The sequence below is a fragment of the Rhizobium sp. BK529 genome (genome assembly GCF_014194105.1).
In the GTDB taxonomy this organism is placed as follows: Bacteria; Pseudomonadota; Alphaproteobacteria; order Rhizobiales; family Rhizobiaceae; genus Rhizobium.
Window position 1 is genome coordinate 299,732 of the sequence record NZ_JACIAU010000004.1, and the last position, 25,972, is coordinate 325,703.

Annotated in this window: 25 protein-coding genes, 1 pseudogene and 1 riboswitch; of the genes and pseudogenes, 4 read left to right on the top strand and 22 right to left on the bottom strand. The window is 59.2% G+C overall.

Annotated features, from left to right (window positions below; genetic code table 11):
- Window positions 1-15: 15 nt before the first annotated feature.
- The 6 genes from FHX08_RS24245 to epmA all read right to left on the bottom strand — a co-directional run bounded on the left by FHX08_RS24245 (window position 16) and on the right by epmA (window position 5,711).
- On the bottom strand, window positions 16-996 hold the full coding sequence (locus FHX08_RS24245) for a DUF1839 family protein (RefSeq protein WP_184327745.1): 981 nt from the start codon (window positions 994-996) through the stop codon (window positions 16-18).
- Entirely contained in the window at window positions 987-1,895 is a 909-nt protein-coding gene (locus FHX08_RS24250) for an amino acid--[acyl-carrier-protein] ligase (RefSeq protein WP_132655908.1), read from the bottom strand. The genes FHX08_RS24245 and FHX08_RS24250 overlap by 10 nt, the downstream gene beginning before the upstream one ends.
- Window positions 1,896-1,899: 4 nt before the next feature.
- Window positions 1,900-3,081: an acyl-CoA dehydrogenase family protein gene (locus tag FHX08_RS24255; RefSeq protein ID WP_132655910.1), complete on the bottom strand. Its 1,182-nt coding sequence runs from the start codon at window positions 3,079-3,081 to the stop codon at window positions 1,900-1,902.
- Window positions 3,081-3,332, bottom strand: coding sequence for an acyl carrier protein (locus FHX08_RS24260; RefSeq protein ID WP_132655912.1), 252 nt, complete (start codon window positions 3,330-3,332; stop codon window positions 3,081-3,083). Before FHX08_RS24260 ends, FHX08_RS24255 begins: the two co-directional genes overlap by 1 nt.
- 265 nt (window positions 3,333-3,597) lie before the next feature.
- Window positions 3,598-4,650: a lysine-2,3-aminomutase-like protein gene (locus FHX08_RS24265; RefSeq protein WP_132655914.1), complete on the bottom strand. Its 1,053-nt coding sequence runs from the start codon at window positions 4,648-4,650 to the stop codon at window positions 3,598-3,600.
- Window positions 4,647-5,711 carry an EF-P lysine aminoacylase EpmA gene (gene epmA / locus FHX08_RS24270; RefSeq protein WP_132655916.1) on the bottom strand — a complete coding sequence of 355 codons (1,065 nt, stop codon included), beginning with the start codon at window positions 5,709-5,711 and terminating at the stop codon, window positions 4,647-4,649. The genes FHX08_RS24265 and epmA overlap by 4 nt, the downstream gene beginning before the upstream one ends.
- A 149-nt stretch (window positions 5,712-5,860) precedes the next feature.
- On the opposite strand from epmA, the gene efp reads away from it, so the two are divergent.
- Window positions 5,861-6,430, top strand: coding sequence for an elongation factor P (gene efp / locus FHX08_RS24275; protein ID WP_132655918.1), 570 nt, complete (start codon window positions 5,861-5,863; stop codon window positions 6,428-6,430).
- A gap of 118 nt (window positions 6,431-6,548) precedes the next feature.
- Here efp and FHX08_RS24280 read toward each other — a convergent pair whose 3' ends face one another.
- From FHX08_RS24280 to metA, 6 genes are all read right to left on the bottom strand, one after another.
- Complete coding sequence (locus tag FHX08_RS24280; protein ID WP_132655920.1) at window positions 6,549-7,277, bottom strand: SIS domain-containing protein; 729 nt, start codon at window positions 7,275-7,277, stop codon at window positions 6,549-6,551.
- Between the two features lie 12 nt (window positions 7,278-7,289).
- Window positions 7,290-8,441: an N-acetylglucosamine-6-phosphate deacetylase gene (nagA, locus tag FHX08_RS24285; protein ID WP_184327711.1), complete on the bottom strand. Its 1,152-nt coding sequence runs from the start codon at window positions 8,439-8,441 to the stop codon at window positions 7,290-7,292.
- Entirely contained in the window at window positions 8,441-9,472 is a 1,032-nt protein-coding gene (locus FHX08_RS24290) for an SIS domain-containing protein (protein ID WP_132655924.1), read from the bottom strand. The genes nagA and FHX08_RS24290 overlap by 1 nt, the downstream gene beginning before the upstream one ends.
- On the bottom strand, window positions 9,469-10,242 hold the full coding sequence (locus FHX08_RS24295) for a GntR family transcriptional regulator (protein ID WP_132655926.1): 774 nt from the start codon (window positions 10,240-10,242) through the stop codon (window positions 9,469-9,471). The genes FHX08_RS24290 and FHX08_RS24295 overlap by 4 nt, the downstream gene beginning before the upstream one ends.
- A 116-nt stretch (window positions 10,243-10,358) precedes the next feature.
- Window positions 10,359-11,381: an aldose epimerase family protein gene (locus tag FHX08_RS24300; RefSeq protein ID WP_132655928.1), complete on the bottom strand. Its 1,023-nt coding sequence runs from the start codon at window positions 11,379-11,381 to the stop codon at window positions 10,359-10,361.
- Window positions 11,382-11,518: 137 nt separating this feature from the next.
- Complete coding sequence (gene metA / locus FHX08_RS24305; RefSeq protein ID WP_132655930.1) at window positions 11,519-12,442, bottom strand: homoserine O-succinyltransferase; 924 nt, start codon at window positions 12,440-12,442, stop codon at window positions 11,519-11,521.
- A 47-nt stretch (window positions 12,443-12,489) separates the two neighbouring features.
- Window positions 12,490-12,567: riboswitch (SAM riboswitch) on the bottom strand.
- 148 nt (window positions 12,568-12,715) lie between these two features.
- On the opposite strand from metA, the gene FHX08_RS24310 reads away from it, so the two are divergent.
- Window positions 12,716-14,554, top strand: a complete 1,839-nt coding sequence (locus tag FHX08_RS24310; protein ID WP_132655932.1) for an ABC transporter ATP-binding protein/permease — start codon at window positions 12,716-12,718, stop codon at window positions 14,552-14,554.
- A gap of 65 nt (window positions 14,555-14,619) precedes the next feature.
- On the opposite strand, the gene FHX08_RS24315 is transcribed toward FHX08_RS24310, so the two are convergent.
- From FHX08_RS24315 to FHX08_RS24335, 6 genes and pseudogenes are all read right to left on the bottom strand, one after another.
- On the bottom strand, window positions 14,620-15,249 hold the full coding sequence (locus FHX08_RS24315) for a hypothetical protein (protein ID WP_132655934.1): 630 nt from the start codon (window positions 15,247-15,249) through the stop codon (window positions 14,620-14,622).
- A 154-nt stretch (window positions 15,250-15,403) separates the two neighbouring features.
- Window positions 15,404-15,802 (bottom strand): VOC family protein, encoded by a 399-nt coding sequence (locus FHX08_RS24320; protein WP_132655936.1) that lies wholly within the window; start codon window positions 15,800-15,802, stop codon window positions 15,404-15,406.
- 105 nt (window positions 15,803-15,907) lie between these two features.
- A complete protein-coding gene (locus FHX08_RS24325) occupies window positions 15,908-17,731 on the bottom strand; it encodes an ABC-F family ATP-binding cassette domain-containing protein (RefSeq protein ID WP_132655938.1) in 1,824 nt (607 codons plus the stop codon).
- A 3-nt stretch (window positions 17,732-17,734) separates the two neighbouring features.
- The gene (locus tag FHX08_RS24330) at window positions 17,735-18,391 is read right to left on the bottom strand and encodes a thiamine diphosphokinase (protein ID WP_245508326.1); all 657 of its coding nucleotides are present in this window, start codon (window positions 18,389-18,391) and stop codon (window positions 17,735-17,737) included.
- A gap of 60 nt (window positions 18,392-18,451) precedes the next feature.
- Window positions 18,452-18,650, bottom strand: a pseudogene (locus tag FHX08_RS31620) (OmpW/AlkL family protein); the annotation flags it as partial.
- A 1-nt stretch (window position 18,651) separates the two neighbouring features.
- Window positions 18,652-19,179, bottom strand: coding sequence for a MarR family winged helix-turn-helix transcriptional regulator (locus FHX08_RS24335; protein WP_132655942.1), 528 nt, complete (start codon window positions 19,177-19,179; stop codon window positions 18,652-18,654).
- 116 nt (window positions 19,180-19,295) lie between these two features.
- Here FHX08_RS24335 and FHX08_RS24340 point away from each other — a divergent pair, with 116 nt between their 5' ends.
- Window positions 19,296-20,837, top strand: coding sequence for an MDR family MFS transporter (locus tag FHX08_RS24340; protein WP_132655944.1), 1,542 nt, complete (start codon window positions 19,296-19,298; stop codon window positions 20,835-20,837).
- Between the two features lie 384 nt (window positions 20,838-21,221).
- Window positions 21,222-22,766, top strand: coding sequence for a M48 family metalloprotease (locus tag FHX08_RS24345; RefSeq protein ID WP_132655946.1), 1,545 nt, complete (start codon window positions 21,222-21,224; stop codon window positions 22,764-22,766).
- Between the two features lie 54 nt (window positions 22,767-22,820).
- Here the strand turns inward: FHX08_RS24345 and FHX08_RS24350 are convergent, their stop codons facing one another.
- From FHX08_RS24350 to FHX08_RS24365, 4 genes are all read right to left on the bottom strand, one after another.
- Complete coding sequence (locus FHX08_RS24350; protein WP_007825441.1) at window positions 22,821-23,684, bottom strand: RNA polymerase factor sigma-32; 864 nt, start codon at window positions 23,682-23,684, stop codon at window positions 22,821-22,823.
- 378 nt (window positions 23,685-24,062) lie between these two features.
- Window positions 24,063-24,635: a CarD family transcriptional regulator gene (locus FHX08_RS24355; RefSeq protein ID WP_003543775.1), complete on the bottom strand. Its 573-nt coding sequence runs from the start codon at window positions 24,633-24,635 to the stop codon at window positions 24,063-24,065.
- Between the two features lie 397 nt (window positions 24,636-25,032).
- Window positions 25,033-25,371 (bottom strand): ferredoxin FdxA, encoded by a 339-nt coding sequence (gene fdxA / locus FHX08_RS24360; RefSeq protein ID WP_132655948.1) that lies wholly within the window; start codon window positions 25,369-25,371, stop codon window positions 25,033-25,035.
- Window positions 25,372-25,566: 195 nt separating this feature from the next.
- Complete coding sequence (locus FHX08_RS24365; protein ID WP_132655950.1) at window positions 25,567-25,971, bottom strand: RNA-binding S4 domain-containing protein; 405 nt, start codon at window positions 25,969-25,971, stop codon at window positions 25,567-25,569.
- Window position 25,972: the final 1 nt, after the last annotated feature.

Genomic DNA, 25,972 nt, shown 5'->3' on the forward strand with positions numbered 1-25,972 from the left:
GTCAGATCTCCGGCTTCAGGCTCGCCCTGCGAGCGATGCCATCATCGAATCCCATGCATCGGCAGCTGGATCAAGAGCTGCTTTCAACGGCTCGAACTTGCGGCGGGTGACAGCGCGGGCAAGCTGGAACTGGACCGACTTCGCCACTTCCGAGATCCGACGCGCCTCTTCGACCGCCGCGGTAAATTCACCGGTCGAAAGCCAGCTCAGATGATCGGCCGCGAGTTCGAAGTTCGCCCCGACCTGCCGCAGCGTGTTGAACGCATATTTATGGAAGAAGCCAAAAGGCCTGTCGGCCACCGCTTCGACCTGAAGCGGGAAGACTTCCGCAAAGGCACGGATCGGATTGGCACTTGGACGGCGACCGAAATGGAAGCCGAGCAGCCGGCGGGAAACTTCGCGCAGATACGCCTCGCCGACAGGGCTCTTCGGGAATTTGGCAAACTCCGTATAGGGCAGGAACGGCGCGTCCTCATCCGCCAAATGGGACTGGAACAGCCCCTCGAAGTCCTCGCCCTCAACGCGGAAATAGCCGGCGTTGTGGAAATAGTCGACGCGCTTGCCCGCGAAATCCAAGCGGTTGATCGCAACCGTGGTCTTGCCGTGCTCCTGCCGGTAGGCAGTGCCGCGCGTATCCGGCATGTAGAAGGAATCCATCTCGATGAGGCAAAGCCGCCCGCGGGCGATCTGCACCTCGACATGCCGCTCAATGCGATCATAGATCGCCAGTTCGGTGGCGCGGATGCCATAGAGCGCTTCGAGATCTTCCAACGGCACCTTGAAGAAGGTGAACTGGTCGCCCTCGAAATCCTGTGTCAGCGTGAAACCCAGCATGGCCTCCGGCGCAACGCCAAAGGTCGACAGCACCTCGATCCAGAGGTCGATATAACAATTGGTCTCTGGCCACATGCGCTCGCCGGAATGCAGCGCATGTTGTTTGTAGGTATCAGGATCGATACCCGCAAAGACCGATGTCATGGAATCGCTCAGCCCCACAGCACTTTCCGCACGTTTGCCGGCCATGTTTCAACATCAAGGCCGTGAGTATGAAAGAGCGCGAGCGCGATGCGCTCCAGGCCGAAACCGACGCAGGCCGTATGGGCCACGCTGCCATCTTCGAGATTCAGGCCCCATTTCAAGCCGAAGGAATCCTGATGGTAGTTGAAGCTCATGCAAGCCGTCGGTTTTGCTGCCGACGTGATCGGGATCAGCAGTTCGAACTTCAGGTTCTGGTCACGCTGGTTGTTGACCATCATCTTGCCGGCGCGGCCGAAGAACGGATCGTTGGCGACGTCGATGGTCACATCGAGGCCGACCTGCTTCATCATTTCCACACCGCGATCCATCCAGCTCTGACGGAAATCGCTAACATGCTGCTCGGTACCCATGCAGACATATTCGCGCATGCGGAAGAGCTGCTGGCGGGCCGGATCCTTGGAGGGCTCATGGCGGAAGCAATAGGATTGAAGATCGAAGAGGCCGCCCTTGGCCGGCAGGTTGCCGCGCTTGGCAACGGTCGGATAGAGCGGATAGCAGGCCGCCGGCGTCAGCACGATATCGGTTGCTTCCTGACCTTTGGTCCAGTCCTCGCCGACTTCCATACACTGCAGCAGGCTCATATGGTCGAGCTCGCTGCCGCAGAAGCTGTGCACCGTGCCGGCAAGCTGCGGAAAGCTCTTCATGTAGCCGCTCTTTTCGAAGAGCGCGCGGTTCATGCCGGGCGGGAAACGCATCGCCTCGGCGCCGTCGGCGCCGCCGAATTTGTCGATCAGCCGTTCGAAGGCGGCGATCACGTCTTCGAACTGGCCGCTGCGACCATAAAGGCCGTCAACACCCGTATCGATCAGCAGGCCGGACTCGAAGAGCCGGTCCAGAAACGATGTCTGCATATCCATGACTTTACCCCAGTAGGCTAGTGTCCTGCTTATGGACGAGGAGCATGCTCGACGTATTGCCGAGGATGCGGTCGTTCGAGATCATGAGCTGCGCGGAATGGGCATCGCGCAGATGGCGACCGAGGCTGAAGGGCGTACCGTTCTTGTAGCCCATGATGCCGCAGATCAGCATGGCATGATTGACGATTTCCAGGATCGTCTCCGAGGAGGCGATCTTCACGTTGTTCATCGCCACCGCAAAGCCCATCGAGGAGAGCTTGTCGCCATCAGCCTTCGCACCTTCATAGGCCTTGAGGCCTGCAACGACGTTCGATTTCACCATCTGCAGGAGGTTGGAAACCTCTGCGAGGCGAAGTGCTCCGGGCGGTGTGGCATCGGGAGATTTGCGAGCGGCAGCGCGCACGAATGCCTGCGCACGGGAAACGGCATCGACCGCGATGCCATACCAGACACCGCTCCAGAGCAGATGCGAGGACGCGAGCATCGATTGTGCAGCGATTTCAGCGAAAGGCTTCGGCAGGATCTGTACGGCCGGCGCTTCGCCCTTGAAGAGAAAACCGTCGGAGCAGGTGCCGCGCATGCCAAGCGTGTTCCAGGCATGCGTCTTTTCGAGCGTGTACTGATCCCTGAGGAAAGCGGTCAATACCTGGTCGGAAGAGGCGGCCTGCGGATGGCTGCGCGAGGTAATGAGGATGGCATCGGCATGCGAGCCGTAGGAAATGACGGTCGCGTCCTTTTCCAGCCGGCAGGTATCGCCATCGATTTCAATCGCGCAAATGCTGTTGCGCAGGTTGCCGCCTATGCCGCCCTCGGTGGTGGCGGAGGCGATCAGGAGTTGTTCGGCGACGATCCGACGCATGAAGGCACTATGCCATTCGCTGTCGGCGCCATGCTCGACGAGGCTCGAAAGCTTGATCTGATGCATAGCAAAGACCATCGCGCTTGCCGCGCAGGCCTGGCCGAGCATCGAGCACAATTCGGCAATATCGGTGGTGGAAGCAGCCTCGCCACCAAGGTGACGGGGAATCTGGATGCCGAGCAGGCGCTCGGCCTTCATCGCGTCCACGGCTTCCTGCGGGAACCGGCCTTCGAAATCGACGGCATCCGCATGTTTTGCCGCAATTTCGGCGACGCGGGCAGCCCTTGCGACAAGGCTGTCTTCCGTGATCTTGACCGGGAAGTTCATCAGGCGACCTTTCGGCTATCCCGGATGAGATCGACAGTCTTGGCGATTGCCGAGATGCTCGCGAAGGACTTGCGGTTCAGGAGATTGTCGGGGAATTCGATGTCGAACGCCTCTTCGATGCCGAGCATGAGCTGCACAGAGGCGAAGGACGTCAGACCCGCAGCGTAGAGATCCGCATCATCGGCAATCTGATCAACCGGAACAGGAAGCTTACCGAACTTGGTCACGAGGTCGCGGATTGTCTTGTTCATCCCATTCACTCCAGATTTTTAGTGATCCTGAGCCGGCGTTCATTGCCGTTTCATGGGAGTGCTTTTAGTAGGGAAAACAGAACATTCCGCTAATGTAATTAGTTAAATATGACCAAGACTCATACTTTGCATTTTACGAATTATACCAGCGCGACGCCTGATACTTGATTTCTATCAACAGCTTGAAGCAGGCTGAGAAAACCGGCCGCAAATGGCTAGCGCGGTGTCGAGTGCAGAAATGGCACGCTGAGCGCACGCTTTTGCGTTAACTGGCGGGTGGATAGGAATGTTCGCTGCCGCGATAGTCCGAAATCGAATAACACCCCTCACCGGTTGCCCTGACTGCGCTCTCGCCGATCACCGCCTTCCCGTAGCCGCCGGGAATATCGAGAATATAGGTAGGCTGGCAAAGGCCGGAGATGCGGCCGCGAAGCGAGGCGACGATCTTTTGTCCTTCGTCTATAGACAGACGGAAATGGCTGGTGCCGGGCGCAAGATCGGGATGATGCAGATAATAGGGCTTCACGCGCGTCTCGACGAAGGCCCGCATCAGTTCTGCCAGCACATCAGGATCATCATTGACGCCCCGCAGAAGCACCGACTGGCTGACCATTACGATTCCGGCATCCACGAGGCGGGCGCAGGCCGCCCGTGCTTCCGCCGTCAGTTCACGTGGATGGTTGGCGTGGAGCGCGACATAAACAGTCTTGCCGCTCGCTTTCAGCGCCGCGATCAGATCCGCATCGATCTTCTGCGGATCGACGACAGGCACCCGCGTATGAAAACGCACGATCTTCACATGCTCGATCGTTGCAAGTTGGCCGAGAATTTCGCCAAGGCGACGTGGCGAAAGCACCAGTGGATCGCCGCCGGTCAAGATGACCTCCCAGATCTCTTCGTGCTCGCTTATGTAGTCGAAGGCTCCAGACAGCGCCGCCGGATCGAGCGTACCGAGCCCCTGCGGCCCGACCATTTCGCGTCGGAAACAGAAGCGGCAATAGACGGGGCACACATGCACCGCCTTCAACAGCACGCGGTCCGGGTAGCGATGCACGATGCCTTCGACGGGACTATGGGCGTGATCGCCGATAGGATCGGCCCGCTCTTCGGCCGTCACGACAAGCTCTGCAGCATTGGGCACGAATTGCCGGGCAATCGGATCGGCCGGATCGGAATGATCGATCAGCCTCGCGATAGTTGGCGTCAATGCGATGGCATAGCGCGCGGCAACCTCATCGAGCGCCGGTCGCTCGGCTTCTTCGATCACTCCGGCCCCGACGAGATCGTCGACGTTCTTGATTGGACGTAGGACGTTCACCGGCCATACTCCGCAACCGGCGCCCAGAGCACCTGATCGATCCGTGTCGCACCTGTCGCCAGCATCACCAGCCGGTCGAAGCCGAGTGCAATGCCGCTCGCTTCCGGCATGATGGCGAGCGCTGCCAGGAAATCCTCATCTAGGGGATAGGCTTCGCCATAGACCCGCATCTTCTCCACCATCTCGATCTCGAAGCGGCGGCGCTGTTCGGTGGCATTGGTCAGTTCCCCGAAACCGTTGGCGAGCTCGACGCCGCAGGCATAGAGCTCGAAGCGTTCAGCCACGCGCGGGTCCTGCGCCGAAGGCCGTGCGAGCGCTGCTTCGGAAACCGGATATTCGTCGAGTATGGTGACGCGGCCGAAGCCCAGATGCGGTTCGACCTTCTCCACCAGCACCCGGCTGAAGAGATCCGCCCAATGATCGTCATCGGCGACACGCATGCCGACCCGCCGCATTTCGGCGGCCAGGTGCTCGCGATCCGTAGAGCCGTCGGCGTAAACCGATCCCAGAAGATCGATGCCGGCATGGCGGCTGAAAGCCTCGGCAACGCTTATCCGTTCCGGCCCGGCGAAGGGGTCGCACTCGGTGCCGCGATAGACGAGCTTCGCCGTCTTTACCGTTTCGGCAGCGAGCGCCAGCATCCGCACGCAGTCCATCATCAGGCTCGCATAGCTTTCGGCCGCCCGGTACCACTCGAGCATGGTGAATTCTGGATGGTGCAGCGGCCCGCGCTCGCGGTTGCGATAGACATGTGCAAAGCAGGCAATGCGCTGCTCGCCGGCCGCCAGCAGCTTCTTGCAGGCAAATTCCGGCGACGTATGCAGGTAAAAAGGCGCCGCTTGACCGTCCGTCGTCAGCGCCTGTGTGGCAAAGGCATGCAGATGCGCCTCGTTGCCCGGTGATACCTGCAACGTGGCTGTATCGACCTCGATGAAGTCCTCGCGCGCAAAGTACCCGCGCAGCGCCGCCTGGATCGCATTGCGCCCCATAAGGAAGGGACGGCGATCGGCATGCACTGATGGTGTCCACCAGGGAGACGCTTTGGCGCTCGTGAGGGTCATTCAACGCTTTCCTTGCCGGATTCGGCCGGAATGGGGTGGCTATTTCCGCGATTTTAGGTTAGTGCGCCCACGAAGAAAAACATTTTGCGTCTTCAGGGCCATTCCGACAGTCCTCTACGACGCCGAAAGCCGACTTACAAGGAAGTCTTATGGTCAAGATCATCGCCTCTTCCGTCCGCAAGGGCAACGTTCTCGAGGTTGACGGCAAACTTTACGTCGTTCTCACTGCACAGAATTTCCACCCTGGCAAGGGCACGCCGGTCACCCAGGTCGACATGCGCCGCATCGTCGATGGCGTGAAGGTTTCCGAGCGTTGGCGCACGACCGAGCAGGTCGAGCGCGCCTTCGTCGAAGACGTGAACTTCCAGTATCTCTATGAAGACGGCGAAGGCTTCCACTTCATGAACCCGGCAACCTACGATCAGGTGGTCGTCAGCGCCGAAACCATGGGCGACCAGAAGGCCTATCTCCAGGAAGGCATGACCTGCGTCCTGTCGATCCACGAAGGCGTTCCACTGGCACTCGAACTGCCGCGCCACGTTACGCTGGAGATCGTTGAGACCGAGCCGGTCGTCAAGGGCCAGACGGCATCCTCATCCTATAAGCCGGCCATCCTCTCCAACGGCATCCGCACCTCGGTCCCGCCGCATATCGATGCCGGTACCCGCGTCGTCATCGCGACCGAGGACAATTCCTACGTCGAGCGCGCCAAGGACTGATCGCATCGGTTTCCAGACATTCGAACGGCCTGAAGCACCCGCTTCGGGCCGTTTTCGTTTGGCACCAGGGATGATGAAGCGACGCGATTAGACCGGCAAAATGCCGGCCTCTTTTGCGCTAAAGGTGGGGATTGCGCGGTCGGTACTTCTTGACCAGCCTCTGGTTGATTTCCGCAGCACCTGGCATATTGGCACTGAGATAGACAGGCGCATCACCAGATTTGGAAAGCTCGGAAGCGACTTCCGCAAAAATGGCGTTGATCACAGTCACGCCGACGGCCGTTGAAACAGGCCCAACCCGAAGCCCCGTTCCGTCAAGGTCGAGAACGGCATCACCCGGCGGCAAGCCGTTGTCCAATACCACGTCAGCGACATCGGCCAACCGCCGACGGCCATTGGCGATCGCCGTCGAATAGGCAATGGACGTGATGGCGATGACTTTTGCGCCGATCTCGCGCGCAAAATCGGCCGCTTCGATTGGCGCGGCGTTCACGCCGGAATTGGAGGCGATAATGATGACATCGCCCGGCTGCATGCCGTAACGCTCCAGCACCGGCCGCACCAGGCCCTGGGTACGTTCATAGACCGAGCTGATGACCGCGCCCTCGTGCAGCATGGCCGAACCGACGAGGACCGGCACCGTAAAGGCAAGCCCGCCAGCGCGATAATGTACCTCTTCCGCCAACATATGCGAATGGCCGGTGCCGAAGACGTAGACGCGCTTGTCGCCACGAGCCGCCTCCAGGATCGCCTTCGCTGCCCGCGCCATCGGTTCGGCAAGTGCCTGCTTCAGATTGTCCAGCCGACCGATGAGATTGGAGAAATAGGCATCCGTGATTGCAGTCATCCGCTGCTCTCCTTAAGCCGCTTCGCCGCCAAGCCAAGTCGCCTTCACTTCGATTGTATCAGCGAAATGCACGAGATCGGCGCGCGCGCCCGGCGAAAGATGGCCTCGATCGGCAAGCCGCAGGAAACGCGCCGGATAGAGCGTTGCCATCCTCAACGCTTCGGCAAGCGTCAGTTCCAGATAGGTGACGCCATAGCGGATCGTTGACGCCATATCGACATCCGAGCCCGCCAGTGTACCGTCCGAAAGCACCAGCTTCGAGCAGAATCCGCCTCTTTCGCGCCGCACGGTGCGGCCATTCAGTGTAAAGGTATCCTTCTCCGAGCCGACGAGCGACATGGCATCAGTCACAAAGAACAGCTTGCCCTCGCCGCGCTTGGCGCGCAGTGCGGTTCGCAGCGCCTTCGGATCGACATGGTGTCCGTCGGCAATGATGCCGCACCAGACTGCTGGATGGTCGATCGCGGCCCCAACGAGCCCTGGCGCGCGATGCGCCAACTGGCTCATGGCATTGAAGAGATGCGTCACACCCCGCGCGCCGGCATCGAAGCGGGCTTCTGCCACTTCGCTGGTGCTATCGGAATGGCCGATGCTGACGATGACGCCGGCTTCGCTGAGCTCGCGCACCTGCGAGACCGTGATCTGCTCCGCAGCAATGGTGACAAGCAGGGTCCCGATCGCCTCACGCGCGGTGATAAAGGCCTTGATATCCTTGCCCTCAACAGGGCGCATCAGTTCCGCAAGATGGGCGCCCTTGCGAGCCGGCGCCAGATGCGGGCCTTCGAGGTGCAAGCCGGCGACTCCGCGATTGGCCTTCACGGCGACTTTTGCCGCTTCGATCGCCGCAGCCGTTGCGTCGGCGGTGTCTGTGATCAGCGTCGGCAGCAGTGCCGTCGTGCCGTAAGGGCGGTGCCCATCGGCGATCATGTACATGGAGTCCGGCGACGGTTCATCGTTCAGCATACGACCGCCGCCGCCGTTGACTTGCGCATCGATGAAGCCGGCAGACAGGACGCCGCCGTCAAGCGCCACGATCTCGCCTTCAGGCAGATCGCTCCGGCCGACGATCGCCTCGACGCAGCCGTCCTTGACGATCAATGCCCGCTCGTCATGAAAGCGCTCGCCATCGAAGATACGTGCACCGGTGAAGATCTTGCGGGTCATCAGACGGTCTCCGTCACCTTCAGCAGATTTGCTGGCTTGTCCGGATCGAAACCCTTGCGGCGGGTTACGGACTCGATCAGGCGATAATAGACGAGCAGCGAAACCAGGGGATCGACAAGACCGTTGCCTGTCGTCGGAACTTGCAAATTGACGCCTGCAAGCGGTTTTGTCGAGAAGGGCACGGTCGTCGCGCCGAGTTTCTGCAGCCGTTCCAGCGCCTTTACGTTATTGTTGAAGGCGGCATCTTCGGGCACGAAGCCAACAATCGGAAAGCCCGGTTGCACGAGGCGCATCGGACCATGCATCAGCTCGGCGAGCGAGAAGGCTTCTGCATGAAGGCCGGCCGTCTCCTTGGCCTTCAGCGCTGCTTCGAGAGCAATGGCATAGGCCGTGCCGCGGCCACCGGTGTAAAGCGATGCGGCGTTGAACAAAACATCTTCGGCTCTGGTAGTGTCGATACCGGACGTCGCAGAAAGTGCAGCCGGCAGCTTCTCCAGAGCAGCCTGCAATTCAGCCTTGTTACCGATTGCCGCCGTAACGCCAGCAAGGGCGGCGACCGACGCGATGAACGACTTGGTTGCCGCAACGCTCTTTTCAGCACCGGCATTGAGGCCGAGAACGATATCGGCCTGCTTGGCGAGCGGACTGTCGATGACGTTGACAACGGCAATCGTTGTCGCCCCGCCTTTTTTGGCCGCTTCCTGCAGCGCAACGATGTCCGGGCTGGCACCCGACTGGGAGACGGTAAAGTGGATGCCACTCTTCAGATGCAGAGGAGCGCCATAAACGGAAGCGATGGACGGACCGATCGAGGCGACCGGCACGCCGCAGGTGATTTCAAAGAGATATTTGAAGAAGGTCGCGGCATGATCCGACGAACCGCGCGCCGCCGTTGTCACCACGCTGGGGCGAGCGGACGAGAACAGCCGGGCGATTTCGGCGAAGACCGGTTTTTCCTTTTCGAGCAGCGTGGCGACCACCTCGGGCGACTGGCCCGCTTCCTGCAACATCAGCGACTGGTTCTCACTCATAGGTCATCTCCAATTCTCAGTTCAGCGACGAAATCATAGGCGTCACCACGATAATGCGAGCGGGTGTATTCAACGACGCGCTGGTCTTCCAGGCGCGAAACGCGTTCGATCAGAAGGGCCGGTGCCCCGACCTTGACGTTCAAGATAGCGGCCGATGAAGGGTCGAGCGTGACGGCGGTCAGCCGCTGCATGGCGCGCACCGGCTTGTGACCGTGAGCAGCGAGCGCATCATAGAGCGAGCCTTCGCCGCCAGCTTCCTCGCCCAAAAACTTGACCGGCACGACGGCGCGCTCGATTGCGAGCGGCAGCCCGTCGGCAAGGCGCAGGCGATCGAGCCGCAAGACCGGTTCATCCACACCAAGACCGAGCAGAAAGGATTCTTCCGGAGAAGGGTTATTGACTGTGCGCGACAGGATCTTCGCCGCCGGCGAGCGTCCGCGCGAACGCATATCCGCTGAGAAGGACGAAAGCCGCCACAGCGGCTGCTCCATGCGCTCCACCTTGCTGGAAACGAAGGTGCCGCTGCCGTGGCGCGATTCCAGTGCTCCTGACGTCATGAGATCGCGATAGGCTGTCCGCACGGTTACGCGCCCGAGCTTCAAGGCTTCCGCAAGATCGCGCTCGCCAGGCAGCGCCGTGCCGGGCTTCAGGAGACCTTCCTGGATGAGACCGGTCAACGCCAGCGCCAACCTCTTGTAAAGCGGTCCCGTTGCTGCTTCATCCCGCAGCCCACGGCCATTCAGTTCCGCTATCAGACTGGTTCTATCCATGGCCCAACAATAGAACCTATTTAGAACCAGACGGCAAGCCAGATTCGTATCGGCAAAAGAAAAACCCTCGCGGGACGGCAGCGAGGGTTTCATTGATCCTGATTGGACGAGCGAGTTCAGTTCTTCGTGAAGATATAATCCGTTTCCTGACGCAGCACTTCGCCGGGGCGCAGCACGGCATTCGGGAAGCCCTGATGATTGATTGCGTCCGGCCAGATCTGCGTTTCCAGGCAAAAACCGGCAAACGGACCGTATCTGCGGCCGTCGAGGCCAGGCACCGGTACGCTGAGCTTGAAACCGGCATAAAACTGCACGCCCGGCTCGGTCGTACGCACTTCCAGTGAAACACCGGAATGCAGGCTTCGGGCAAGTACCACGGATCGCTTGGCCGTACGCTCGTTCGAAAAGCAGAAATTATGGTCGTAGAGCGCCTGCTCGTGCCCGGCGAAACGCTTCATCGGCGCCATCTCGCGGAAATCGAATTCATTCCCCGCGACCGAACGGATCTCACCGGTCGGGATCTGCTTCTCGTTCGTCGGCAGATAGTGGTCAGCGGCAATCATGATGTCATGTGCGAGCGCATCTTCGCGGCCGTCGAGATTGAAATACGAATGCTGGCAGACATTGGCGAGTGTCGGTGCGTCCGTCGTCGTTTCGTAATTGACGGAAAGCTCGCCGTTCCCATGCACACGATAGGTCGCCTGGATGGTGCAGTTACCGGGATAGCCGGCGCGGCCATCGGGATCGACAATCTTCAGCACCACACGGTCGGCCTCGTACTCGACGATCGTCCAGACGAGCCTGCCGATATTATCGCTGCCGCCATGGAGATGGGTGACACCGTTCTCATTAAGCTCGAGTTGGTAGTCCTTGCCATCGAGCGTGAACTTGCCGTCGCCGATGCGGTTAGCGCAGCGTCCCGGCGTCGCGCCGAAGAAAGGCGAATGGTCGAGGTAGTCGTCAAAATTCTCGAAGCCGAGCACCAGCGGCGCATCATGCCCTTCGAGCCTTGCATCCTGGATGACCGCACCCCAGCTCAATACCTTGACCGTCAATCCGCCGCCGCGGATGATGACGCGATGAACAGTCTCCCCGTCCCTCGTCTGCCCGAAAACTTCTCGTTCCAACTTGTCCACCATGATCGCCGCTACTCCATCCCAAGGTTCAGGAACCGGAAACTGCCCCCATTTCCCGCAAACCGCAACCGGGCGGGGCTGGAAAACAAAACGCCGCCGCAAAAATGCGGCGGCGCATTTCTAAACCCAACCGGTGACCCTCAGATGTCCGAGCCGATCTCCTCGATATCGTAGGGCGTCGTCTGGTAGATCTCATTGATCCAGTTGCCGAAAAGCAGATGCGCGTGGCTGCGCCAGCGGTTCTGCGGCGCAAGCGCCGGATCATTATGCGGGAAGTAGTTGTGCGGCATCTTGATCGGCACGCCGGCATTCACATCGCGGAAATATTCCTCCGAAAGCGATGTAGAATCATATTCGACATGGTTGAAGATATAGAGCCGCCGCCCCTTCGGCTCGTGGACGAGACAGACGCCCATCTCGTTCGATTCCATCAGGATCTCAAGCCCGTCGACCTTCTCGATATCCGCGCGGCGCACCTCGGTCCAGCGCGACACCGGGACCTCGAAATTATCAGAGAAACCGTTGAGATAGACGGAGGAGGGCTTGAGGTTGTTGTGGCGGTAAACGCCGAAAGCCTTTTCCTTCAGTTCATACTTGGGCACGCCGTGGAAATGATAGATGCCCGCCATCGCGCCCCAGCAGACATTCATGGTCGAGTGGACGTTTGTCTGCGTCCAGTCGAAAATCTGCTGCATTTCCTTCCAATAGGTAACATCCTCGTAGGGAAGCGTCTCGATCGGCGCACCCGTGATGATGAAGCCGTCGAACTTGCGATGCTTCACTTCCTCCCAGGTCTGGTAGAAGGCGAGCAGATGTTCTTCAGGCGTATTCTTGGCCTTGTGGTTTCCGACGCGGATCAGCGAGAATTCCACCTGAAGCGGCGAAGCACCCACCAGGCGCGCCATCTGAACCTCGGTCTTGATCTTGTTCGGCATGAGGTTGAGCAGCCCGATCTGCAGCGGGCGGATATCCTGACGGATCGCCACGGTTTCGGTCATCACCCGCACGCCCTCGTTCACAAGCGTTTCGAAGGCAGGCAGCGTATCGGGGATTTTGATGGGCATTGCGGTCAACTCGATCAAAATAAAAAACCGGCGGCGAAAGAATCGCTACCGGTCCGCACGCGGCCCTTTAGCGACTTATTTAACGTGGCTGCAAGCCGGCCGGCCAAATCACCACGAGGTATCCTAGATAGCGCCAGTCCGGCTGCGAATCAACTGTCAATGCAGATAGCTACAAAAGCCATCACGCTTTCTTTATAGATGGTGGAATCTGTTGATGGACCAGTAACGCCCCCATGTTATTAATGTCAGGATGGGCGGATTTGGAAATTTGAAATGGCAAACGACGTAAAAAGGGGGAGGGGCATCCAGAGTCAGGACCGCGTAGGATATGATCTCAGCCTGACATATCGGCTTGGAGTGATGTTCTCCGCATTCTGGAATTCGCAGGTCCGCGGCAAGGTGCTGCTGCTTGCGACATCGCTTGTCATCATCATCCTGGCGACTGCCTATGGACAGGTGATTCTCAACGAATGGAACGCTCCCTTTTACGATTCCCTCGAACGCCGTGATCTTGGCGAGTTTTTCCGCCAGCTCGAAGTCTTCGTGATGATCGCCGGCGCATTGCTGCTGCTCAACGTGCTGCAGGCCTGGCTGAATCAGATGACCGCGCTCTACATGCGTGAGGGTCTCTCACGCGATCTCGTCGATCAGTGGCTGAAGCGCAAGCGTGCGCTGAAGCTCTCCGCCATCGGCATTATCGGCGTCAATCCGGACCAGCGCCTCCACGAGGACTCGCGCAACCTCGCCGAAAGCACCACGGGTCTTGCGCTTGGTCTCCTGCAATCGACCATCCTGCTTGTAAGCTTCATCGGCGTGCTTTGGGAGCTTTCAAGCGGCTTCATCTTCCGTATGGGCGGCCATAGCTTCTCCATTCCCGGCTATATGGTCTGGGCGGCGATCTTCTATGCCGCATCGGCCTCGGTATTGAGCCAGGTCGTCGGCAGCAAGCTCGTCAAGCTGAACGCCGACCGGTTTTCCAAGGAAGCCGAACTGCGCTTCGCTTTGATGCATGCCAATGAGAATATGCCGGCGATTACGGTGGCGCACGGCGAGGAGAACGAGCGCAAGCGCATCAACGCCGACATCAGCAACGTTCTCTCGGTCATCAAGCGTCTCGCCATGGCCAACACAAACCTGACATGGGTCTCGGCAGGTTACGGCTGGCTGGTTATCGTTATTCCGATCATCGTTGCGGCACCCGCCTATTTCTCCGGCGGCCTCACCTTCGGCCAATTGATGGTATCGGTCGGGGCCTTCAATCAGGTCAATACGGCGCTACGCTGGTATGTCGCCAACTTCGGCCCGATTGCCGAATGGCGTGCCACGCTGATGCGCGTCACCGATTTCCGCCAGGCGCTTCAGGAGATGGATGACGGGTTCGATGTAAAGGACGCCATCATCTACGAGGAAACCGCGCCCGACACCCTCACACTGAAGGATATCGTCATTATCGCGAAGCTCGGCGAGGATATCGATGACTGTGGCGGCTTTCGGATGCGCGAGACGGACGTGACGATCAAGGCTGGTGAAAAGGTCATGATCAACGGTGATCACAGCGTGAACCGCCGCCTGCTCTTCCAGGCGATGGCCGGTCTCTGGCCCTCTGGCAAAGGCACTATGGGGCTGCCGCCTGCCGCCGACATGCTGTTCATCCCGCAGGTCGCCTATATTCCTGGCGGCTCGCTACGCGAGGCGATCGCCTTCCCCGAAAAACCTGAGACCTATGATAATGCGGCGGTCGAAGCCGCGCTTGAAGCCGCTGGCCTGCATTCACTGATCGCACGCCTCGATACGAAGGCGCGCTGGGACAAGATCCTTGATAGCGACGAGCAGAAAGCCATCGGTTTTGCCCGCCTGCTTCTCGTCAAGCCGCGCTGGGCCGTTTTCGACGAAGTGCTCGAAGGCATGGAACCCGAGTGGCAGCATACGATGACCAAGCTGCTCGCAACGATGCCGGATACCGGCATGATCTATATCGGACGTTCGGAAGCCTATATGGAAGCACTGCATCCGCGCACGCTGCACTTGCTGGCTCTGCCTTCAAAGCCGAGCGAGGAACCACCTGCAGCGTCAGCGGGATCGAGCGCCGTGGCCGCCGCCCCGGCGCTCTAAAGTAGTTCCAGCATAGTCTTTGCAGTTCTGTGTCCGGAATTGCGTGAAAACAAAGTCCGGAAATCCTACATCGGCGGCATCACGCCATTGACGCCGATGGTGACTTGCGCGGCCGAGATGTTGCCGTCGGCCGCCTTCTCCGCCATGACGATCACGCCGGCGCCGGGCTTCAGGTCATCCTTGGTTGCCGCCGCAAATGTGACAATCGGTGTACCGTCGGCAATCGAGATGATCTTTTCCTTGCCCTGATAGGTGAGCGTGATCGTATGGCCGTCGACGGCCTTGACCGCATTGCTGACGGTCGCATTCGTCATCGAGCTGTTCGGCTGAACATCCCACGGGCGGCTGCCTTCGCCGGTGCCCTTCATCGCGGCCGGGAAGATCAGCACTTCGATTGCGCCGTCGGGCCCAGTGCCTTTCGGCAGCGAGGCCACGCCTACAAAATCGCCGACCTTGATGTCGTCGACCGAGGCCTTCTTGATGCCGGCGACCTTCCACCCCGATTTTAGTGCGACTGTCGCATCGCTGCCTTCGCGGGTCTTGACGATCAGCATGTCGCCGTTGAGGCTCTCGATGGTGCCGCGCACACGCACGCGCTGGTTTTCCTGAGCGCTCGCCGCCTGCGAAAAGCCGATCATGATGAAGCTGCTGGCGGCAAGCGCCATGAATATTCCGGTATAGGATTTGCGAGACATGTGACTCTTCCTTCTTGCCCTGGTCGGCGCGATCCCTATTGCCGGAGTGGCACTCTAAGCCGCTTGACGCAGCATGGGCCAATCAAGGAAAAGTGAGGAAGCGGGCTTCCGGCAACCGCGGGAGGCCCGATAAATATCTTGTGAAAATACCGGTTTAGCCGGCCGGGGACATATCCATGTACATGATTTCCCAGACGTGGCCGTCGAGATCCTGGAAGCTGCAGCCATACATCGGTCCCATATCAAGGATCGGCTTCCAGGGCTTGCCGCCAGCTGCCAGCGCCTTCTTGAGGTAATCGTCCACTTCGGCGCGGCTGCCGGCCGAAAGGCAGGTCAGCACTTCCTTGCCCCTGGACGTATCGGCAATATCGCCTTCGATGAACTGCTGGAAATGGCCATGGGTCAGCAGCATCACATAAATATTTTCCTCAACGATCATGCAGGCGGCATCGTCGTTGGTGAAGGCAGGATTATAAGAAAAGCCGAGTGCCGAGAAGAATTCCTTCGACTTGCCGAGGTTCTTGACCGGCAGATTCACAAAAATCATGCGCATGAAAAAATCTCCGTTATGACGTGATGGCACCATGCCGTTGATCACGTTCGGCTCAAAGACGGAGGGAAACCGCCGGATCCGACATTTCAGGAGATTTTTATTGGATCAGCCCTCCAGCTCCTCGCGCAGCATTTCAAGCTCCAGCCATTCCTCTTCCATTTTGGTCATGCTTTCCCGCAGCTTCTCCATCTCCGAGGCCAACCGATTGAACGTTGCCGGATCCCTAGTGAAAAGATTTGGATCGGCCATTTTCTCCTCGCGCTTAGCGATTTCGGCCGCAGCTTTCGCCATTTCCTTCGGCAGGTTTTCAAGCGCGAATTTTTGTTTGTAGGAGAGCTTGCCCTTAGAAGCAGAAGGAGAAGCGGCAGCGGCCTCCTGCGCCTTCGGCTTTTCCGCCACCTTCTCCGCCCTACGGCGTTCTTCTGCCGCACCCTTGCGCTGTGCCAACATGTCCGAGTAGCCGCCGGCATATTCGATCCAGCGCCCGTCCGGCGCCTCCGGATTTGCAGGCGCGATTGTCGAGGTCACCGTCCGGTCGAGGAAATCGCGGTCGTGGCTGACGAGGATGACGGTACCGGCAAAGCCGGTGACGATCTCTTGCAGCAAGTCCAATGTCTCGATGTCGAGATCGTTGGTCGGTTCATCAAGGATGAGCAGGTTTGCCGGTCGCGACAGGATGCGCGCCAGCATCAGCCGTGCGCGCTCGCCGCCGGAGAGATTTTTGATCGGCGTGCGCGCCTGCTCCGGCTGGAACAGGAATTCCTTCATATAGCCGGTCACATGCCGCTGCTCGCCGTTGACCAGGAGGTTCTCGCCGCGCCCATCCGTCAGGTAGTTGGCAAGCGTGTCCTCCGGGTTGAGGTCCTCGCGCTTTTGGTCGAGGGTGGCAATCTCGAGATTGGTGCCGAGCTTTACGGTGCCGCTATCGGACGCAAGCTGGCCGGTCAGCATCTTCAGAAGCGTGGTCTTGCCGGCGCCGTTAGGTCCGACGAGACCAATGCAATCGCCCCGATGTACGCGGACCGAGAACGGCGCGACGATTGGCCTGTCGTCATAGCTCTTGGTGATCTTGTCGGCCTCGATCACCAGCTTGCCGGATTCCTGCGCGTCTGAGGTCGTCGCCTGCACGGTTCCCTGCGGCCCCTTATGGCCGCGATATTGCGCGCGCATGGTCTGCAACTCGCCGAGACGACGCATGTTGCGCTTGCGCCGCGCCGTCACGCCGTAGCGCAGCCAGTGTTCCTCGCGCTCGATCGCCTTGCCGAGCTTATGCTGCTCCAGTTCCTCGGCCTCCAGCACCTGGTCGCGCCAGGCCTCGAAAAACGCAAAGCCTCTGTCGAGACGCCGCGATGTACCGCGATCGAGCCAGACGGTCGCCGTCGATACCTTTTCGAGGAAGCGGCGGTCGTGCGAAATCAGCACCAGCGCGCTGCGCGTCTTCTGCAATTCGCCTTCCAGCCATTCGATGGTCGGCAGGTCGAGATGGTTGGTTGGCTCGTCGAGCAGCAGAATATCGGGCTCCGGCGCCATTACGCGTGCAAGCGCGGCGCGGCGCGCCTCACCGCCGGAAAGGGTCTTCGGGTCTTCTTCGCCGGTCAATCCGAGATGCGAGAGCAGGTAGGTGACGCGGTAGGGATCGTCGCCCGGCCCGAGCCCGGCTTCAGCATAGGCCTGCACAGTCTCGAAGCCGGCAAAATCCGGCGCCTGCTCCAGATAACGCACCGTGGACGCCGGATGACGGAACACTTCGCCCGACTGCGCGTCGACAATACCGGCAGCAATCTTCAGAAGCGTCGATTTGCCCGAGCCGTTGCGGCCGACAAGGCAGATCTTGTCGCCGGGCCCCACCTGCAGGGCGGCGCCTGCCAGAAGCGGCGTGCCGCCGAAGCTCAGGAAAATATCGTCGAGTTTCAGGATAGGAGGCGCCAAGTATCAGACTCCGGAAAGATCATAGGGCCGCGCGAGCACGATGGCTCTGCCGCTGGCAAGCGAGAAGCGCACGAGGCCTTCCGCGACATTGGAAATGGTGCGTGACGAGCCGAAGGGCAAATGGAAGTCGGCGAGCGGATAGCGAGCATTCTCGATGAAAAGCCCGGTGAGTTCGCTGAACCCCGGCACGGAAAACAGGCTACCCGGCGGAAGATCGATCTCCAGCGAACCGGGAAGCAGAGGCACGGCTTCCTCGCTGCCCGAGGTTAGAAGAACGTCGAAGCCTTCTTGCGCCAGTTCGACACCATAAAGCAGATGCTGAAGCGCATGGTCGGAGCGTTCGCCGCCCAGCGCACCGGCAAGGATCAAGCGTTTAGCGCCACGCTCGATCGCTGCGGAAACGGCGATTTCACCATCCGTTGCAGCCTTTGCGGCTGGATAAGGCTGGCGTGGCACATTGGGAAAAGCACCATCAAGATCGGGCGGCGTCGAATCGAAATCGCCGACCCACAATTCCGGCACAACACCAAGCGCGGCTGCATGGCGCATGCCGCCGTCAGCCGCGATGAACCGGCTTTCCCGCACGGCGTCGCGCAGACGATCCGTCAGGATCAAAGCGCCGCCAAGCAGAATGGTGAAGGTGGATTGGCTCATGGGCATTGCCCATAGCGCAAACGGGGGGTGAAGGGGAAGAGGCGCCGGATATCTGGCACCTTTCTCTTAGAAGCGGTAAGTCACATCGGCGCCGATCAGCCAGGGATCGAGCTTTGGCTTGCCGCTGACATCGGCACCGCCGCGATCGCATCAAAAATTCGGGCGCAAGAAAATCTTCTTCACATCAAGGTTCGCACCCCGATGTTCATCGAACATGTAGCTCGAAGCCTGCCTGCAACGCGACACCGAAGGTGTTTTTCACGTCCTCAGCCTGGAGTATCCTTGTCGCGGGATAGGAAAATAGCTTCGTAGCCACTGATGAATTTCTCAAACAACACCGAGAAACTATCAATCTCTTCCTGGGGCCACTCACGCACGACTTCGGAGACGAAAGAGAGCTTCTGAGCTTGGATTTCCGCTAGTAGCTTCTCCCCAATCGGAGTCATGACAACGACGATGCGCCGCGCATCTGCCTGCGATGCCTCGCGGCGCAGAACGTTGCGGCCAACCATATCGGACACAACACGGCTTGCCCGCGACGGATCGATACGCAACATCTCGGCGATCGCACCGACGGTCACCTCGCCATTTTCCTGCGCGCGGCGCACGGCATCAAGCACATCGAGATGCGAGAGCTCCAGATCCGGTGCCACGCTCTGAATTGCCAGACGGCCGATCAGCCGGCGGCCTGTCATCATCCGCATGCGCGTCATGGTGCGGCCGATGCGCGGCACGCTATCCATGGAAACATCCTTAAGCTCTGTGGTTCTTGTCTCGGTCGGGGTCTCAATCATGACGGAACCATAACAGATCGGAATCGAAAATAGAATATGCTAACGTCAATATTATGCCATTGACAAATACGTGCTATTAGCACATAAAGCCTCGACGTAACGACATTGGTCCTCCCATGGATATGCAACTTGCCCCCGCGCCGCTCGTGACAGACCCCCGTAAGCGGCTCATCCTCTTTTTCTTTCTGATGACCGCAATGTTCATGGCGACGCTGGACAACCAGATCGTCTCCACCGCACTGCCGACCATCGTCGGGGAATTTGGCCATCTGGACCGTTTCGGCTGGGTCGGCTCCGCCTATCTGCTGGCGCTCAGCGCCGTCATGCCTCTCTATGGCAAGCTCGGTGATCTTTTCGGTCGCAAATATGTGATGATGACGGCAATCGCGATCTTCACAATCGGTTCGGCGGTCTGCGGCTTCGCCGTGTCCATGAACACGCTGATTGCCGCCCGCGTGCTGCAAGGTTTTGGCGGTGGCGGCATCATGGTTTCGATCTTCGCCGTCAATGCCGATCTCTTCGAGCCGCGCGAACGCGCTCGTTACCAAAGCTATTCCAGTCTCGTGCTGATGGCCTCGGGCGCGATCGGCCCCGTCCTCGGGGGTACGATGAGCGATCTCTTCGGTTGGCGCTCGATCTTCCTCGTCAACGTGCCGATCGGCTTCATCGTGCTGACCGGCCTTGCTTTCATGCTGCCCTACCGCAAGCCGCATCGTCGTCCGAAGATCGACTATGCTGGTGCATTGCTCCTGGCTCTGACGACGACCAGCATCGTGCTGGCAACCGACAGCAGCGAACTTTTCGGCGCGCTGCTCTCTCCGCAGAGCATCGGCATCATAGCCTTCGGCGCGGTCTGCGCCGTCACCTGGGTTTTAGTCGAGCGCCGCGCACCGGAACCGATCGTGCCAATGCAACTGTTCCGCAACTCCACCTTCAGTCTGTTGTTGGTGATCTCAATCATGGGCGGCGCAATCGCCATCGGCATGGTGAATTACCTAGCCCTCTTCCTGCAGACGACGACAGGTCTTTCACCCTCGGGCGCCGGTCTCCTTTTCATCCTCCTGACAGGCGGTCTCGTCGTCGGCTCTTTGAATGCCGGCCGCATTATTTCGAAGACCGGCCGCTACAAGCCCTTTGCCATCGCCAGCATGACCTGCAGCGCCATGGCATTCGCGCTGATCTCTCAGGTTCATGCCGGCACCCCGATTGTCTTCATCGGCGCGATCATGCTGCTGCACGGCATCGGCATCGGCCTTGCCCAGCAGGTTCCGGTCATCGGCGTGCAGAATGCCGCACCGGCCCGCGACGTAGGCGCGGCGACGGGTTCAGTCACGCTATCGCGCATGGGCGGCGCTTCGATAGCCATTTCTATCTACGGCGCGATCATCGCCTCGCAGCTCGGCAAGATCGGCGCCTCCATTCCCGGTGTGATAAATATCGAGGAACTGACACCGAAAATGATGGCAGCACTTCCCGAGGCTAGTCGTCACGCCGTCGCAGATGCCTATTCTGCCGCCTTCTCGCCGCTGTTCCTGACTTCCTGCGGCATCGCGCTCATAGGTCTGGTTGCAGCAATCATGCTGAAGCCTGTTCAGTTGCCCCGCGCAAGCGAACAGAAGACTGGCCACGCCAGCGTCGCCGAAGCTGCAGCGGAATAAACTGAGGCGCGGGACTTTCGCGCGCCTCATCATTTCAGCCGAAGCAAAAGCACTACTATTAATTGCACTCCTCGCGCGAGCGTTATAGTTAGTCGCGTCAGTCGACCTCTTGACCAATTTTTTCCGCAGTGTGGCCGGAATCTGCCCTTGCGATGGAACTTTCGCCATAATTTCATTGGAGCGAGAAAGTGCCTCGACAGGCGGGGCATTGCCGAAATGCAACGGCGCCACATTTAGATGAAGTCTCGCTATGCAACCCACGCGGAAATCAGCTACAGCAAAGACTTGGATCGGCCGATTGTGCAGCGCGAGAACCGAGGCGGAAGCCTATTGAATTTTCCTGGCAACGGCCGGCCCGAAAATGCGGCAGACCGGCGACTTATAATGATGCGGAGAGACAGACTGGACAGCATGACGACGTGGAAATCGCCCGCGCTTCCCAGTGATGTCTTTCGTTCGCCGCGCCGCTGGGCGCGCCGATTGCTGTTGCTTTCGGCCTGTGCCGTCGCGCTGAACGGCTGTGAGTCGCTGATCGAGCAGTCCTATCAGCCGACCGTCGGCCCGTCGTCCAACCCGCAGATCGTCGATGAGGTGCAGAAGAACGACCCGCGCGCCGCCATGGGCGCCCGCGAGCATCCGCGCATTGTCGCGAGCTATGGCGGCGAATACAAGGACGCCAAGACCGAGCGCCTCGTTGCCCGCATCGCCGGCGCGCTGACGGCGGTATCGGAAAATCCGAGCCAGTCCTATCGCATTACCATCCTAAACTCGCCCGCCATTAACGCCTTCGCGCTGCCCGGCGGCTATCTCTACGTTACGCGCGGCCTGCTGGCGCTCGCCAACGATGCTTCGGAAGTGGCAGCTGTTCTTTCGCACGAAATGGGGCACGTCACCGCAAACCACGGGATCGAGCGCCAGAAGCGCGAGGAAGCTGAAGTCATTGCGAGCCGCGTCGTCGCCGAAGTTCTGTCGAGCGATATTGCCGGCAAGCAGGCGCTTGCCCGCGGCAAGCTGCGCCTAGCCGCCTTCTCTCGTCAGCAGGAACTGCAGGCGGACGTCATCGGCGTGCGCATGCTCGGCGAAGCCGGCTACGATCCCTATGCCGCCGCCCGCTTCCTTGATTCCATGGCCGCCTACAGCCGCTTCATGTCGTTCGATCCGGAAGCCGACCAGAGTCTGGATTTCCTGTCGAGCCATCCGAATTCCGCCCAGCGCATCGAGCTTGCCCGCAACCACGCCCGCGCTTTCGGCCAGGAAGGCTCGGTCGGAGACAAGGGCCGAGATTACTATCTCAACGGCATCGATGGTCTTCTTTATGGCGACAGCCCGGAAGAAGGTTATGTGCGCGGCCAGACCTTCCTGCATGGCGGCCTCGGCATTCGTTTCGATGTGCCGCCGGACTTCAGTATCGACAACAAGGTCGAAGCGGTCATGGCGACCGGCCCTAACGATATCGCTATCCGCTTCGACGGCGTCGCCGACAATCAGAACCAGAGCCTGACGAATTATATCTCCAGCGGGTGGGTTACCGGACTCGATCCCGCAAGCATCCAGCCGATCAACGTCAATGGCATGGAAGCTGCGACTGCACGCGCCACGGCTGACCGTTGGGATTTTGATGTCACCGTCATCAGAAACAACAACCAGATCTTCCGCTTTCTGACGGCAGTGCCGAAGGGCAGCCCATCGCTGGAGCCGACGGCAGACGTCCTGCGCGCGAGCTTCCGCCGTATGACGCCAGAGGAAGCCGCTTCGCTGAAGCCGCTGCGCGTTCGGGTGGTCACGGTCCGCCCCGGCGAGAATATCACCACGCTCGCCTCCCGCATGATGGGCACCGACCGAAAGCTCGATCTCTTCAAGCTCATCAACGCTCTGCCGACGGGTGCTGCCGTTTCTCCCGGCGACCGTGTGAAAATCATCTCCGAATAAAAGAAAGCCCGGCTTACACCGGGCCAGTTTGTGCTGCTGGGGAGTAATCCCTGGTCAGGCATAGGCTGCCATATGCGGATCGGCACTGACGAGCGCGGTGCGAAGCTTTTCCATTGCCCGGCTTTCGATCTGGCGCACGCGCTCCTTGGAAATGCCGAGGTCGGCGCCGAGCTCTTCAAGTGTCGCTCCATCTTCGGCCAGCCGACGCGCGCTGATGATCTTCATTTCGCGTTCATTGAGATGCTTGAGGGCAGATGCAAGCCATACACGGCGGCGTTCGCCATCGATCATGTTGGAGACCTGCTCATCCGGCAGCGGCTCATCGCTGACGAGGAAATCCATCTTTTCTGCGCTGTCGGCATCCCCTGAGACGGAAGGCGCCTGCAGCGATGCGTCGTTGCCGGAAAGGCGCGCATCCATGGTCTGCACGTCGGCAAGGCTGACACCGAGGGCGGCTGCGATCTCCTGGTGAATGGATTGCAGCGTCAGCTGCGTGTCGCCCTTGGCGAGCTTGGCGCGCAGACGGCGCAGATTGAAGAACAATGCCTTCTGGGCCGAACTCGTGCCGCCGCGCACGATTGACCAATTGCGCAGGATATAGTCCTGGATCGAGGCGCGGATCCACCAGCTTGCATAGGTGGAAAAACGAACATCGCGCGCCGGTTCGAAGCGAGCTGCAGCTTCCAGAAGCCCGACATAACCTTCTTGCACGAGATCGCTCATCGGCAGGCCGAAATTTCGGAACTTGCCTGCCATGGAAATGACAAGCCGCATATGTGCCATAGCGATCTGGTTGCGGGCGCCGCGGTCTTCATGGTCCTTCCAGCGGATGGCCAGATTGTGCTCTTCTTCACGGGCGAGATAGGGAGCCGCCATTGCTATTTTGATCATGCGCCGATCTGCAGACATGTTCTTCATATCGCTCTCCTGAATTAGCTCGTGCCTAAAATGAACAAGCAAACATCGTTTCCGAAACATCGCTGCGCCGGAGCAAACTGGGGTCCTGAATGCATAAAGGCCTCGCTCCTGGACTTTTCAGGAGGAGGCCCTATCTCTCATCGTATGCCGGTAAGGCGGCAGGAATGGATCTGTTTCTCTGCATTGCCGGAAAGGCAAATTCTGGAAATCATGATCCGCTCCTCATCGAACGCTGACATCTTAGCGGAGTTCAAACCGAGCTTTATTGGCTCCGGTTAATTCCGCATTATTGCGTTAGAACGTCGCAGCGGCAAAAAAGTTCCAATAAAAAACCCGGCTCGAAAGCCGGGTTTTTTAATTAGAGAAAACAATGCGTTATTAAGCGGCTTCGTCCTGCGAGTCGTCTTCCTCGATCGCCTTGCCACGCTTCGGACCTTTGTTGAGATTGGTCTCGACGAGGCGGACAGCTTCAGTTTCGGACATCTTGTTGACGGCAGCGATTTCGCGGGCCATACGGTCAAGCGCAGCTTCGTAAAGCTGACGCTCGGAATAGGACTGCTCCGGCTGGTTTTCAGCACGGTAGAGATCGCGAACGACCTCTGCGATGGAAATCAGGTCGCCGGAATTGATCTTGGCATCATATTCCTGGGCACGGCGGGACCACATAGTGCGCTTCACGCGAGCCTTGCCCTGCACGACTTTGAGAGCGCGCTCGACAAAGTCGGTCTCGGAAAGCTTGCGCATGCCGATGCTCATGGCCTTTGCGACCGGAACCTTCAAACGCATCTTGTCCTTTTCGAAATCGATAACGAAAAGTTCAAGCTTCATGCCGGCGACTTCTTGCTCTTCGATAGCGGTGATGGTACCGACGCCGTGAGCGGGGTACACGATCGATTCACCAGTCTTGAAGCCGTGACGTGCGGTAGAAGGTTTTTTCTGCTGGGTCGTCATTCTAATCAAAAACTCCCTGTTACGCTCCCGGCAATGGCCGGAGCCGGGTCAGTCAGGCCCGGATGAGACGGTTAGATCCGTCGGGTGACTTCACTCTGGTTCCACCAGACAGAAGCAAAAGATATCCTCGCGCGCGATCTTGGGATCCGACAGCTCAAGTTATTGATATGTCACGGAAGCCGCGTGCGGATTTGTTTTTACTTTCGTGATGGTTTTGGGCATGCGTCATGCCACAAATGGAACAGTGTGTGAAAGCTATCACAAAAATATGAGGAAATCAATAATTTGCTTAACGTGAGTCATGTGGGCAACACATAGCGCCCATGTAACTCACGCGTATTTGAAACGTTTAAGCTGCCGCTGAACCCGGCTTCATGGGCAGCAGCGAGCTACAATATCAGTCGCCGCTACCGGGCTTTTCGGAGAAGTATTTCTCGAATTTTTCTGTCTGGCCATCCATCTCTTTGGCTTCGGCCATGGGCTCTTTCTTGACAGTGATATTCGGCCAGATGCTTGCATATTCGGCGTTGATCTTCAGCCACTTGTCGAGGCCTGGCTCGGTGTCGGGCTTGATCGCCTCGGCGGGACATTCCGGCTCGCAGACGCCGCAATCGATGCACTCGTCCGGGTGTATGACGAGGAAGTTCTCGCCTTCATAGAAACAGTCGACGGGGCAAACTTCGACACAATCGGTATATTTGCAGCGGATGCAATTGTCGGTCACGACATAGGTCATGAAGAACTCCAGGATTTCCATGCGGGCGGGGCCGGGCAACCTGGAACGTCGCGCCTGTCCCCATAGCCGGAGATGATGCGTGGGCAAGCTTGGGAGGCAAGCACGCTACCCGGCAGGTTGTGTGTGACGTATCGGCTTTGTAGCAGGATTTCAAGGACAAACGATCTTAGAAAGGCTGAAGGCAGGAAGAGTTTTCTAATCCTCGTCCGACATCAACTTGTCGATTGCGCGTCGTTCCTTCTTCGTCGGTCTGCCGGAGCCGGTAGCCCGGATTGCCTGCTCGTAAGGGGTGAGGCGTTTTGCCTCATCCGGAGACGGTGACAGGTCCTCATAGAGAAGCCGCGCTTCCTCGTATGGACCACGCCGGTCGCCTGGCAGCCGGACGACGACGATGACGTCCCGCCGCTCCAACGTCAGTTCCACGCGATCGCCGATCTTCACCGTCTGGCTCGGCTGTAAACAACGCGCACCATTGATGCTGACATGGCCGGATTGGATATGGCTCTGCGCTAATGAGCGGGATTTCACCAGTCGTGTAAAGAACAGCCATTTGTCGATGCGCTGGCGCGAACCGCTTCCTGGCTGTATCTCCCCACCCATG